The sequence below is a fragment of the Klebsiella sp. SWET4 genome, from assembly GCF_024296565.1.
GTDB classification, from domain to species: domain Bacteria; phylum Pseudomonadota; class Gammaproteobacteria; order Enterobacterales; family Enterobacteriaceae; genus Klebsiella; species Klebsiella variicola.
This window is the reverse complement of sequence record NZ_JANCOB010000011.1, coordinates 1-13026: the sequence shown is the minus strand read 5'-3', so window position 1 is coordinate 13026 and position 13026 is coordinate 1. Positions and strand designations below refer to the sequence as shown.

Below are 13026 nucleotides of genomic sequence, written 5' to 3'. Positions count from 1 at the left end.
CGCATCATGGCATATCGCTTAGCGTAACGTCCATGCGCGCACCGCTTCTAATCATTCACAGAAAATATGTCAGAGTTTGCATTAATCATTCCCTACGCTCACTATAAAGAGGCTTGTTATGAGGACGGAATAAGTCCAGGAGGAAACATGTTTAAAGCGCTTACCGCTATCATCACCTTAGCCACCTCCGCCAGCGTCATGGCGCAAGGCGATGTCACGCTGAACAGTCTGGCCCACGATGCCGCCACCCGGGCGTCGTTTAACCAGATGGTCAAAGGCCATCAGCTGCCCGCCTGGGTGACCACCGGCGGCACCGGTTCGCCCGCGCAGACGGTGAAACTGGGTAGCGAATCCTGGCAGGTGTTAAGCGCCTGCAAACCCCACGACTGCGGCCACGAGCGTATCGCGGTGATCTGGTCCGAGAAAAGCCAACAGATGTCCGGCGTGTACTCGGTGGTCGATGAAAAAACCGACCAGGAGAAGCTGACCTGGCTTAACGTCAGCGATGCCCTGTCCATCGATGGCAAAACCGTGCTGTTTGCCGCCCTCAGCGGTAGCCTCGACAACCATCCGGACGCCTTTAACTACCCGTAACCGCCCGTCGCCCCCGTCAGCCTTTTCCCGACGGGGGCTTCCCTGATTAGCCATCCGGGAACATCACGCTGTTCCCCGGCGCTTCCCGATGCAGATGGATAAAGTTCAGGTGCCGTTCGTACTGGTCGAGAATATCGGTGATCACCTGCTCTTTGCTGTAGTCCATCAGGTCGTTACCCTGACTGCCCTCCAGCAGGAAGGTCTCCAGCCGGTAATAGGTGGATTTCCCGCTGCGCGCCCGATAGGTAAAGCCCGGCACCGAGTACTGCTGCGGCCAGATCTTGTAGATAAAGTTCTGCTCGTCGCCCATGTGCACCAGCAGATCGAGGTGGCCCAGGTTCTCGCCCTCTTCCGGCGGCAGGCTCTTCAGTTCCACTGCGGCGCCGCGCAGCCGCAGCTCCTGGGCTACCTCTTCCATCGCCGGGTAGCACACCGTCTCCATCATCTGTTTGGTATAGCGCGTGCCCGGGTAATTCATCAGCCGCGACAGGCGCTTCTTCCAGCTCAGACGATCCTGGAGGCCCATCGGACGCGGGGCGGTGTCGCGACTGGCGCTGACCCGGCGGTAATCTTCCACTTTCAGGGATTTATACAGTCCGGCCATCACGAAGAAAATCACAAAGCTGAACGGCAGACCCATGATCACCGTGGTGTTCTGCAGCGCCGAGATGCCGTTGGTCATCAGCATCCCGAGGGTCAACAGACCGATGGCCACCGACCAGAAGATGCGCAGCCAGTTCGGGGCGTCGCTGTTGATGTCCTTCAGCTTCGAGGTGAAGTTCCCCAGCACCAGCGCGCCGGAGTCGGCGGAGGTGACGTAGAACAGCAGACCGGTAATGGTCGCCACCGACGCGCTAAAGGTAAACGCCGGGTACTGCGCCAGCAGGCTGTAGAATCCGCGTTCCGGGTGGACCATCGCCTCCTCGGCAAAGGCCGCGTCGCCGTGAATAATCTCATACAGCGCGCTGTTGCCGAACACCGATAGCCACAGCAGGGTAAAGGTGAACGGAATAATCAGGGTGCCCATCACAAACTGGCGGATGGTGCGTCCGCGCGAAATGCGCGCCAGGAACAGGCCCACAAACGGCGACCAGGCCACCCACCACGCCCAGAAAAAGAGCGTCCAGTTATTCATCCATTCCACCGGCCGGTCGAAGGCGAAGCTGTTCAGCGTCATGCCCATAAAGCGGTTGACGTAGTCGCCGACGTTCAACACTAACGCATTGAGCAGGAAGGAGGTATCGCCCATGAACAGCACGAACAGGATCAACCCCAGCGCGAGGGCGACGTTCAGCTCGGAGAGCACGCGGATGCCCTTGTCCACCCCGGAGGTGACGGAGATGGTGGCGATGATCACCGACAGCGCAATCAGCGCCGCTTTTGCCGCCAGCGAGTCCGGAATATCGAACAGCACGCTCAGACCGTAGTTGAGCTGCACGACGCCGATACCGAGGGTGGTGGCGATGCCGAAGATGGTGCCGATCACCGCCGCAATATCGACGCTGTGGCCGATGGGCCCATTGATCCGTTTGCCAAAAATCGGGTACAGCGCCGAGCGGATGGTGAGCGGCAAATTATAACGATAGCTAAAGTATCCCAGCGCCATGCCCATCAGGGCATACATTGACCAACCGGTTAAGCCATAGTGAAACAGCGTCCATACCATCGCCTGGCGCGCCGCCTCGATGGTCTGCCCCGCCCCTTCCGGCGGCTGCATATATTGCGTCACCGGCTCGGCGACCGAGAAGAACATCAGGTCGATACCGATCCCGGCGGCAAACAGCATCGCCGCCCAGCTCAGCAGGCTGAACTCGGGCTTGGACTGCTCCGGGCCGAGCTTCACCGAGCCGAAGCGCGAGCAGGCAATGCAGACGACGAAGACGATATACAGCGTCGCCGCCAGCAGATAGTACCAGCCGAAGGTTTTCGACACCCAGTTGAGGGTGCGCCCAATCCACTCGGCAGAAAAATCGCGAAAAAAGATCGTCATCAGGGAAAACAACAAAATCAGTCCGGCCGAGGTATAAAAAACCACCGGATTGATTTTGTCCTTTTCTCTGTTTTGCGAAAGATCTGTCATCCAGTATCCCCACTGTTTTTGTAACTATTAAAATTCAATAACGTAACAATTAAGACACATTTTATATTGAACGTCCAATCAAAAACCGCTTTAATAGTTAACCAACGCTGATGAATGGAGTGGCAAAAATGCCCAAACTGGGGATGCAGCCAATCCGGCGCAGGCAACTGATCGACGCCACGCTGGACGCAATAAATGAAGTCGGAATGCATGACGCGACCATCGCGCAGATCGCCCGACGGGCGGGCGTATCGACGGGGATCATCAGTCACTATTTCAAAGATAAAAATGGTCTGCTGGAGGCGACCATGCGCGACATCACCAGCCAGCTGCGCGACGCGGTGCTCAACCGTCTGCACCCCCTGCCGGACGGCAGCGCCAGCCAGCGCCTGCAGGCGATTGTCGGCGGCAATTTTGATGAGACGCAGATCAGCAGCGCGGCGATGAAGGCCTGGCTGGCCTTCTGGGCCAGCAGCATGCACCAGCCGATGCTTTATCGGTTACAGCAGGTCAGCAGCCGTCGCCTGCTGTCGAACCTGGTGTACGAATTCCGCCGCGAGCTGCCGCGTGAGCAGGCGCAGGAGGCCGGCTACGGGCTGGCGGCGCTGATAGACGGCCTGTGGCTGCGGGCGGCGCTCAGCGGCAAACCGCTGGATAAGACACTGGCGCAGTCGCTGACCAGCCACTTTATTCGTCAGCATTTACCGAACCCATAACCGAGGAGGCGTTATGTCCCGAATGGCAGAACAGCAGCTTTATATTAATGGTGGTTATACATCGGCCACCAGCGGTCGCACCTTCGAGACCATCAACCCTGCCACTGGCGAGGTGCTGGCGACCGTTCAGGCTGCCGGACGCGAGGATGTCGACCGCGCCGTTGAAAGCGCGCAGCGTGGGCAAAAAATCTGGGCGGCGATGACCGCCATGGAACGCTCGCGCATCCTGCGTCGCGCCGTCGACCTTCTGCGCCAGCGCAACGATGAGCTGGCGCGGCTGGAGACGCTGGATACCGGGAAACCCCTCAGCGAAACCGCCGCCGTCGATATCGTCACCGGCGCCGACGTGCTGGAGTATTACGCTGGCTTGATCCCGGCGCTGGAAGGTAGCCAGATCCCGCTGCGCGACAGTTCCTTCGTCTATACCCGTCGCGAACCGCTGGGGGTGGTAGCCGGGATCGGCGCGTGGAACTACCCGATCCAGATCGCCCTGTGGAAATCGGCGCCAGCGCTGGCCGCTGGCAATGCGATGATTTTCAAACCGAGCGAGGTCACCCCGCTCACCGCCCTCAAGCTGGCGGAAATTTACAGCGAAGCGGGCCTGCCGGACGGGGTGTTTAACGTCCTGCCAGGGATCGGTGCGGAGACCGGCCAGTATCTGACTGAACATCCGGGTATCGCCAAAATCTCCTTCACCGGCGGCGTCGCCAGCGGCAAAAAAGTGATGGCCAACTCCGCGGCATCGTCGCTGAAAGAGGTCACCATGGAGCTGGGCGGTAAATCGCCGCTGATTATCGCGGACGATGCCGACCTCGACCTCGCCGCCGATATCGCCATGATGGCCAACTTCTACAGCTCCGGTCAGGTGTGCACCAACGGCACCCGGGTGTTTGTCCCGGCGAAACAGAAGGCGGAATTCGAGCACAAGATCCTCGAACGCGTGGGCCGCATCCGCCCCGGCGATCTGTTTGCCGATGACACCAACTTCGGCCCGCTGGTCAGCTTCCCCCATCGCGACAACGTTCTGCGCTATATCGAGAGCGGCAAACGCGAAGGCGCGCGCCTGCTGTGCGGCGGCGAGGCGCTGAAAGGCGACGGTTTCGATAACGGCGCGTGGGTCGCCCCGACGGTGTTTACCGACTGTAGCGACGAGATGACTATCGTGCGCGAAGAGATCTTCGGCCCGGTGATGTCGATCCTCAGCTATGCCGACGAAGCGGAGGTCATTCGCCGCGCCAACGCCACCGAATACGGCCTCGCCGCCGGCGTGGTGACGCCCAACCTCAACCGTGCCCACCGTCTTATCCACCAGCTGGAAGCCGGCATCTGCTGGATCAACAGCTGGGGTGAATCCCCGGCGGAGATGCCGGTTGGCGGCTATAAGCACTCCGGCATTGGCCGCGAGAATGGCGTCATGACGCTGCAGAGTTACACCCAGGTGAAGTCCATCCAGGTTGAGATGGGTAAATTCCAGTCCATATTTTAACCGGGAGGTTTTTTTGCAATTTGACTACATCATTATTGGCGCCGGCTCCGCCGGCAACGTTCTGGCAACACGACTGACTGAAGATCCAAACACCTCCGTCCTGCTGCTGGAAGCCGGCGGCCCGGACTACCGGTTCGACTTCCGCACCCAGATGCCCGCCGCGCTGGCTTACCCGCTGCAGGGCAAACGCTACAACTGGGCCTACGAAACCGAACCTGAGCCGTACATGAACCATCGCCGCATGGAGTGCGGACGCGGCAAAGGACTCGGCGGCTCGTCGCTGATCAACGGCATGTGCTACATCCGCGGCAACGCGATGGATCTGGACAACTGGGCCAAAGAGCCGGGTCTGGAGCACTGGAGCTATCTCAACTGCCTGCCCTACTACCGGAAAGCGGAAACCCGCGATATCGGGCCTAACGACTATCACGGCGGCGATGGCCCGGTGAGTGTGACGACGCCGAAGCCGGGTAATAATCCCCTCTTCGAGGCGATGGTCACCGCCGGGGTGCAGGCGGGTTATCCGCGTACCGACGATCTCAACGGCTACCAGCAGGAAGGCTTTGGCCCGATGGACCGCACCGTGACGCCGCAGGGCCGTCGCGCCAGCACCGCCCGCGGCTATCTCGACCAGGCGCGCGGTCGCCCGAACCTGACCATCCGCACCCATGCGCTGACCGATCACATTATTTTTGCCGGCAAGCGCGCGGTGGGCGTCGAGTGGCTGGAGGGAGAAAGCACGATCCCGTCAAAAGCGACGGCCAACAAAGAGGTGCTGCTGTGCGCCGGGGCGATTGCCTCGCCGCAGATCCTGCAGCGCTCCGGCGTGGGTAACCCGGAGCTGCTCAGGCAGTTCGATATCCCGGTGGTGCACGATCTCCCCGGCGTGGGTGAGAACCTGCAGGACCATCTGGAGATGTATCTGCAATATGAATGCAAAGAGCCGGTGTCGCTCTACCCGGCGCTACAGTGGTGGAACCAGCCGAAGATCGGCGCCGAGTGGCTGTTCGGCGGCACCGGCATCGGCGCCAGCAACCAGTTCGAAGCGGGCGGTTTTATCCGCAGCCGCGCAGAGTTCGCCTGGCCGAACATTCAGTACCACTTCCTGCCGGTGGCGATTAACTACAATGGCTCCAACGCGGTGAAAGAGCACGGCTTCCAGTGCCACGTCGGTTCAATGCGTTCGCCCAGCCGCGGCCACGTGCGCCTGAAGTCGCGCGACCCGCACGCCCATCCGGCGATCCTGTTTAACTATATGTCCCATGAGCAGGACTGGCAGGAGTTCCGCGACGCCATCCGCATTACCCGCGAAATCATGAACCAGCCGGCGCTGGATAAGTATCGCGGCCGCGAAATCAGTCCGGGAACAGAATGCCAGAGCGATGCCGAGCTGGATGAGTTTGTGCGCAACCACGCCGAGACCGCGTTCCACCCGTGCGGGACCTGTAAGATGGGTTACGACGAGATGGCGGTGGTCGATGGCGAGGGCCGCGTCCACGGTCTGGAAGGCGTGCGGGTGGTCGATGCCTCGATTATGCCGCAGATCATCACCGGCAACCTCAACGCCACCACCATTATGATCGGCGAGAAGATGGCCGACGCCATTCGCGGCCGCCAGCCGCTGCCGCGCAGCACCGCGGCGTATTATGTCGCTGGCGACGCGCCGGTTCGCCGTTAACGGGTCAATGCCGGGCGGCGGCTACGCCTTGCCCGGCCTACCCTGAGGCAATGTAACGTAGCCCCGGTAAGCGCAGCGCGACCGGGGTGCCGTTCCGGGGTTTGACCACATAGGTTGATGTTAGCGAAATGCCTCAAGGCGTTTGATCTGCTGCCCGTCGGCAGTAAAGTTCTCCGCCGCCAGCCATGCCCGCAGCGCCGCATCGCGCGCAGGCCACTCGCCGTCGATGATGGACAGCATATCGCTGTCGCGCGTCCGCCCTTTACGCACCAGCCTATGCCGCAGACGTCCTTCCCAGCTAAAGCCCAGCCGCTCGGCGGCCCGGCGCGAGGCGACATTCATCGAATCGCATTTCCACTCCAGCCGACGGTAGCCATGGTCAAAGCCGTTCTTCAGTAACAGCCAGACCGCTTCGGTACCCAGCGGGGTGTTTTTCATCCGTCGCGACCAAGTGACATGGCCGATCTCAACCGTGCCCATTTCCCGCTCGATCGCCATATAGCTGACGATGCCCACCGCCTGCTCGCTACGCAGGTCAACCACCGCATACGGCACCAGAGCATCATCATTCACCTTGCCCGCGATCCAGTGGGCGGTCGCCGCCACGCTCTCCGGCCGCGTAGACGCCAGCCACGTCCAGTCGCTGTTGTCGCCGAGCGCATAGGCGGCAAACAGATCCGCCGCATGACGGTCAACGTCCAGCGGCTCCAGTCGACAAAAACGGCCATTTAACGCCGTCCGCCGCAGGACTTGCGCCCCCTGCCAGCCAGGAACAAGGTCGTTCACCTGCTGGCCAAACTCATTGATTTCCGGCACACCCACCTCCTTGCAATAGACGATTTGTTATAGCAAGAAGCCAGAAGCGGAGAAAGACGCTTCTGCGCGGCCGGCAATAACCTGTCGTTCTTGAATATGCGTTTTTAGCATAAGGATATCCTTATTTTGACTTTACGCCTTTTGGCAAGCGGCCTAACGTAGCGAGGCATAAAAAATTAAAACAACCATTTTTCAGGGATTGCACATGACCAAAAAACTGTTGCCTTTACTGGTACTGACGGCGCTCACCGCCGCCGCGCATGCCGCTACACCGCCCAACACGCTGGTGGTCGCCCAGGGTCTCGACGATATCGTCAGCCTCGACCCGGCGGAAGCGAACGAACTCTCCAGCATTCAGACGGTCCCCAGCCTCTATCAGCGTCTGGTGCAGCCGGACCGCAACAACCCTGAAAAAATCGTACCGATCCTCGCCGAAAGCTGGCAGGCCGATCCGGCGGCGAAAACCCTGACCATCAAACTGAAGCCGGATGCTAAATTCGCCTCCGGTAATCCGCTGCGCCCGGAAGATGTGATTTTCTCTTACACCCGTGCGGTGACGCTGAATAAATCGCCGGCGTTTATTCTCAACGTGCTCGGCTGGCAGCCGGACAACATCGCCAGCCAGCTGAAAAAGATTGATGACCATACCCTGACGCTGCACTGGACCGCCGACGTCAGCCCGGCGGTGGCGCTGAATATTCTCTCCACCCCTATCGCCTCCATCGTTGATGAAAAACAGGTAGCGCCGAACGCGAAAAATAATGACTTCGGCAACGACTGGCTGAAGATGCACTCGGCGGGCAGCGGGGCCTATAAAATGCGCGTCTACCAGCCACATCAGGCCATCGTGCTGGAAGCCAACGCCAGCTCCCCCACCGGCGCGCCGAAGATCAAGAGCATCATTATTAAAAACGTCCCCGACCCGGCTTCCCGCCGCCTGCTGATCCAGCAGGGCGATGCCGACGTGGCGCGCGATCTCGGCGCTGACCAGATTGCCGCCCTGCAGGATAAACCCGGCGTGAAGGTGCTGAGCATCCCGTCCGCCGAGCAGAACTACCTGGTGTTTAATACCGCCAACAGCGCCAACCCGCTGCTGAATAATCCGGCCTTCTGGGAGGCGGCGCGCTGGCTGGTCGATTATGAGGGCATCACCAAAAATCTGCTGAAAGGCCAGTACTTTATTCACCAAAGCTTCCTGCCGGCCGGCCTGCCGGGGGCGCTGGAAACCAATCCGTTCACCTTCGACCCGCAAAAAGCTAAGGCTATCCTCGATAAAGCGGGTATTAAGGATGCCCACTTCACCCTCGACGTGGAGAACAAACCGCCGTTTATCACCATCGCCCAGTCGCTGCAGGCCAGCTTTGCCCAGGGCGGGGTGAAAGTGGATCTGCTGCCGGCCGCCGGCAGCCAGGTTTATGCCCGGGTACGCGCGAAGCAGCATCAGGCGGCGATCCGCCTGTGGATCCCGGACTACTTTGATGCGCATTCCAACGCCAGCGCCTTTGCCTGGAACGATGGTAAGTCCAGCACCGTGGCCGGGCTCAACGGCTGGCAGATCCCTGAGCTGAATAAAGCCACCCTCGCCGCGGTGGCGGAGCCGGACCCGGCGAAGCGCCTCGACCTGTACAAAACGATGCAGGAATCCCTGCTGCAGCATTCGCCATACGTCTTTATTGACCAGGGGAAAACCCAGATCGTGGTGCGCGATAACGTGAAGGGCTATCAGCAGGGGCTGAACGCCGATATGGTCTGGTACGATAACGTCACCAAGTAAGCGGGTTTTGGTCACCGGGTCCGGCGGCCTCGCCGGGCCCGGATGACCGTTTCGCCACCCGGGCCCGGCGGGCGTCGCGCCGCCGGGAATCATGTTGATATACCAGGAATTTCCATTTTCCATGCCATCGTTTTCCACTCACCTTACCCGCCTGCTGCAGGGGCTGTTGACGCTGCTGCTCACGCTGTTCGGGCTGTTGCTGGTCACCTTCTCGCTCTCCGCGCTGTCGCCCGTCGACCGCGTACTGCAGATCGTCGGCGACCATGCCAGCCAGTCGACCTATGACCAGGTTCGCCATCAGCTGGGTCTCGACCAGCCGCTGCCGGTGCAGTTCTGGCACTACCTGGTCAACCTGGCTCATGGCGATCTTGGCATCGCCAGCGCCACCGGCCAGCCGGTGCTCCACGATCTGCTGGCGGTCTTCCCGGCGACCCTTGAGCTGGCGACCCTGGCGCTGATCGTCGGCGCGGTACTGGGCATCGTCGCCGGGGTGCTGTGCGCCCGTTACGCCGGTTCGCCGTGGGATCTGGCGGTGCGCACCTTTACCCTGTTGGGCAACTCGGTGCCCATTTTCTGGCTCGGCCTGCTGATGCTGGCCCTGTTTTACGCCCGGCTGCAGTGGGCGCCGGGCCCGGGTCGACTCGACGATATTTATCAGTATACCGTCGAGCCACGCAGCGGTTTTGCGCTAATCGACACCTGGCTCTCCGGCGATACCGCGGCGTTTAAAAATGCGATCGGCCATCTGGCGCTGCCGGTGCTGGTGCTGGCCTATTACTCACTGGCGAGCATCACCCGTCTGACCCGCTCCGCCTGCCTGAGCGAGATGAACAAAGAGTACATTCTGCTGGCGCGGGCCAAAGGGGCCGGAGAGATGACGATTCTGCTGCGCCACGTCCTGCCCAATATCCGCGGCACTCTGCTGACGGTGACCGCTCTCGCCTGGACCTCCATGCTCGAAGGGGCGGTGCTCACCGAAACCGTCTTCTCGTGGCCGGGGATCGGCCGCTACCTCACCACCGCGCTGTTCGCCGGAGATACCACGGCGATCATGGGCGGCACGCTGCTGATTGGCGTGAGTTTTGTGCTGATCAATAACCTGACCGACCTGCTGGTGCGGTTAACCGATCCGAGGGTGCGCTGATGCCGACTTATCTGTTTTTACGCCGTCTGCGCCGCTCCCCCGCCGCCTTCAGCGGCCTGACCCTGGTGATCCTGCTGGTGCTGACCGCACTGTTCGCCCCGTGGCTGGCGCCGCACGATCCCAACTGGCAGGATGCCGCCGCCCGCCTGCAGGGGCCGGGTGCGGGGCACTGGCTCGGCACCGACAGCTACGGCCGCGACCTGCTGTCGCGCCTGCTCTACGGCGCCCGCCCGGCGCTGGGTCTGGTGGCGCTGGTGACCGCCATTACCCTGCCCGTCGGGCTGCTGGTAGGTATCCTCTCCGGCTACTATGGCGGGTGGCTGGAGCGGATACTGATGCGGTTTACCGACGTGGTGATGTCGATGCCGCGCCTGATCCTCGCCTTCGCTTTCGTGGCGATGCTCGGCCCGGGGCTGGTCAACGGCGCGCTGGCGTTAGCCCTGACCACCTGGCCGGCCTACGCCCGTCAGGCGCGCAGCGAAATTCAGCGCCTGCGCCATAGCGACTACCTCGCCGCGGCGGAGATGCTGGGCATCCGCGGCTGGCGGCTACTGATTGGGCATATTCTGCCGCTGTGTCTGCCGTCGGCGATTGTCCGGCTGGCGCTCGATCTGGCGGGCATTATCCTCGCCGCCGCCGGTCTCGGCTTTCTCGGCCTGGGCGCCCGCCCGCCGATGGCGGAGTGGGGAGCGATGATTGCCGACGGGATGCAGGTGATTTTCGACCAGTGGTGGATCGCTGCCATCCCCGGCGCGGCGATCCTGCTCGCCAGCCTGGCGTTTAACCTGCTGGGCGATGGCCTGCGCGATATTCTGGAGCCGCAACATGACTGACATCCGACTGACCGTCCAGGGACTCGCCGTCGACTACCCCACCGCCCGGGTGGTGGACAACGTCTGCTTCACCCTCGGCAACGAGCGGCTGGCGCTGGTGGGCGAATCTGGCTCCGGCAAATCGATGACCGCCCGGGCGTTGATGGGCCTGGTGCGCAAGCCCGGGGTGGTGAGCGCCGAACGGCTGGAGGTGCTGGGGCGCGATGTGCTAACCCTCAGCGCCCGCGGCTGGCGCGCGCTGCGCGGCAACGATATCGCTATGGTGCTGCAGGATCCGCGCTATGCGCTGAATCCGGTGCAGTCCATTCAGACGCAGCTGGAAGAGGCGTTAACCCTGCATCAGCGTCTCAGCCGCCGTGGGCGCGCCGAGGCGGTTAAAGACGCCATCGCCGCCGTCGGTCTGGATCTGCCGGTCCTCAGCCGCTATCCCGGGGAGCTCTCCGGCGGGATGGGGCAGCGGGTGATGATCGCCCTCGCGCTGCTTAATAACCCGAAGGTGCTGATAGCCGACGAGCCAACTTCGGCCCTCGACGCCCGCCTGCGCAACCAGATCCTCGAGCTGCTGGTGGAGCAGTGCACGCAGCGGCAGATGGCCATGTTACTGATCAGCCACGATCTGCCGCTGGTGGCCGCGCATTGCGATCGCGTACTGGTGATGTACCAGGGGAGACAGGTCGATGAGATGCCGGCGCGGGCGCTACCGAGCGCGACGCACCCTTATACCCGCACCCTGTGGACCTGCCGGCCAAATGCGCACACCTACGGCCAGATGCTGCCGACCCTCGACAGAACCCAGGACTTTACGGAGACGGCCGATGGCGATCGTTAATCTTCAGGATTTGCAGGTAACATTCGGCGCGAAGACGGCGGTCTCTGCCGCCAGTTTCTGTGTCGACGCCGGGGAAACCTTCAGTCTGATCGGCGCCTCGGGCTGCGGTAAATCGACGATTTTGCGCGTGCTCGCCGGATTACAGCGCGAATGGCGCGGCAGCGTGGAACTGCTGGGCCAGGGCATCGCGCCGGGCGCCCGCTTTCAGGGCGAGCTGCGGCGCAACGTGCAGATGGTGTTTCAGGATCCGTACGCCTCGCTGCATCCCAACCATACTCTGTGGCGCACCCTGGCGGAGCCGCTGCAGATCCACGGCATCCGCGACGTTTCCCCGCGGGTGACCACCGCCCTTGAGCAGGTGGGTCTGGCCGCCGACGCCGTCCGCCGCTATCCACACCAGCTCTCCGGCGGGCAACGGCAGCGCGTGGCCATTGCCCGCGCCCTGCTGCTGCGCCCGCAGATCCTGCTGCTGGATGAGCCGACCTCGGCGCTGGATATGTCAGTGCAGGCGGAAATTCTCAATTTGCTTAATCGCCTGAAACAGGAGCACGGCATGACCTATCTGCTGGTCAGCCACGATGCCGACGTCATCGCCCATATGTCCGATCGAGCGGCGTTTATGGCGGAGGGTGTGATCCAGCGCTTTTTCGATCGCGAAGCGCTGGTCAACGGAGAACACCGGATGAGGTGAGGTCAGCGGATGCGCCGCTGTTTTGTCGGGTGGCGCTTCGCTTACCCGACCTGGGGTCCGTGCGACCTGTCGTTAATTTACCCACTTGCGGCGACTGAAACTGCCGGTTTCCCCCCTCTCCCTGTGTATGAAGAGCCGGAGTGAGGCTCGGTTTTCCCCCTCTCCCTGTGGGAGAGGGCCGGGGTGAGGGCAACAGAGCGCACCCTGTCCCCACAGCCCGGCGCCTTAGCCCGATGCGCCGTTGTTTTGTCGGGTGGCGCTCCGCTTACCCGACCTGGGATTCGTGCGACCTGTCGTTAATTTATTCACCATTGTTGCTGAAACTGCCGATGCTGGCGGCCTCAACATCGCTGAGACGTTCCCGGAAGGCCGGGGCAGCCCGCAT

Annotated in this window: 11 protein-coding genes; 9 read left to right on the top strand and 2 right to left on the bottom strand. The window is 61.9% G+C overall.

Translation table 11 applies throughout. From position 1 onward, the window contains the following. The first annotated feature begins 147 nt into the window (after positions 1-147). Entirely contained in the window at positions 148-594 is a 447-nt protein-coding gene (gene ivy, locus NKJ21_RS21410; RefSeq protein ID WP_239270577.1) for an Ivy family C-type lysozyme inhibitor, read from the top strand. 46 nt (positions 595-640) lie between these two features. On the opposite strand, the gene betT is transcribed toward ivy, so the two are convergent. Continuing rightward, the gene (gene betT / locus NKJ21_RS21405; RefSeq protein ID WP_008805564.1) at positions 641-2674 is read right to left on the bottom strand and encodes a choline BCCT transporter BetT; all 2034 of its coding nucleotides are present in this window, start codon (positions 2672-2674) and stop codon (positions 641-643) included. Between the two features lie 128 nt (positions 2675-2802). Here betT and betI point away from each other — a divergent pair, with 128 nt between their 5' ends. Genes betI through betA form a run of 3 tightly spaced genes read left to right on the top strand, consistent with a single transcriptional unit; the run spans position 2803 to position 6554 of the window. Further along, positions 2803-3390, top strand: a complete 588-nt coding sequence (gene betI, locus NKJ21_RS21400; RefSeq protein WP_117115379.1) for a transcriptional regulator BetI — start codon at positions 2803-2805, stop codon at positions 3388-3390. A gap of 13 nt (positions 3391-3403) precedes the next feature. After that, the gene (betB, locus tag NKJ21_RS21395) at positions 3404-4876 is read left to right on the top strand and encodes a betaine-aldehyde dehydrogenase (RefSeq protein WP_023297195.1); all 1473 of its coding nucleotides are present in this window, start codon (positions 3404-3406) and stop codon (positions 4874-4876) included. A 13-nt stretch (positions 4877-4889) separates the two neighbouring features. Then, a complete protein-coding gene (gene betA, locus NKJ21_RS21390; RefSeq protein ID WP_032753849.1) occupies positions 4890-6554 on the top strand; it encodes a choline dehydrogenase in 1665 nt (554 codons plus the stop codon). A gap of 120 nt (positions 6555-6674) precedes the next feature. Here the strand turns inward: betA and NKJ21_RS21385 are convergent, their stop codons facing one another. Beyond that, positions 6675-7370 (bottom strand): GNAT family N-acetyltransferase, encoded by a 696-nt coding sequence (locus tag NKJ21_RS21385; protein WP_239270576.1) that lies wholly within the window; start codon positions 7368-7370, stop codon positions 6675-6677. Between the two features lie 205 nt (positions 7371-7575). On the opposite strand from NKJ21_RS21385, the gene NKJ21_RS21380 reads away from it, so the two are divergent. The 5 genes from NKJ21_RS21380 to NKJ21_RS21360 all read left to right on the top strand — a co-directional run bounded on the left by NKJ21_RS21380 (position 7576) and on the right by NKJ21_RS21360 (position 12641). Further along, positions 7576-9144, top strand: a complete 1569-nt coding sequence (locus NKJ21_RS21380) for an ABC transporter substrate-binding protein (RefSeq protein ID WP_008805560.1) — start codon at positions 7576-7578, stop codon at positions 9142-9144. 121 nt (positions 9145-9265) lie between these two features. Next, positions 9266-10288 (top strand): ABC transporter permease, encoded by a 1023-nt coding sequence (locus NKJ21_RS21375; RefSeq protein WP_008805559.1) that lies wholly within the window; start codon positions 9266-9268, stop codon positions 10286-10288. Further along, complete coding sequence (locus NKJ21_RS21370) at positions 10288-11121, top strand: ABC transporter permease (protein WP_023282269.1); 834 nt, start codon at positions 10288-10290, stop codon at positions 11119-11121. Before NKJ21_RS21375 ends, NKJ21_RS21370 begins: the two co-directional genes overlap by 1 nt. Then, positions 11114-11950 (top strand): ABC transporter ATP-binding protein, encoded by an 837-nt coding sequence (locus NKJ21_RS21365; RefSeq protein ID WP_232672815.1) that lies wholly within the window; start codon positions 11114-11116, stop codon positions 11948-11950. The genes NKJ21_RS21370 and NKJ21_RS21365 overlap by 8 nt, the downstream gene beginning before the upstream one ends. Beyond that, a complete protein-coding gene (locus NKJ21_RS21360; protein ID WP_232672816.1) occupies positions 11937-12641 on the top strand; it encodes an ABC transporter ATP-binding protein in 705 nt (234 codons plus the stop codon). Before NKJ21_RS21365 ends, NKJ21_RS21360 begins: the two co-directional genes overlap by 14 nt. Positions 12642-13026: the final 385 nt, after the last annotated feature.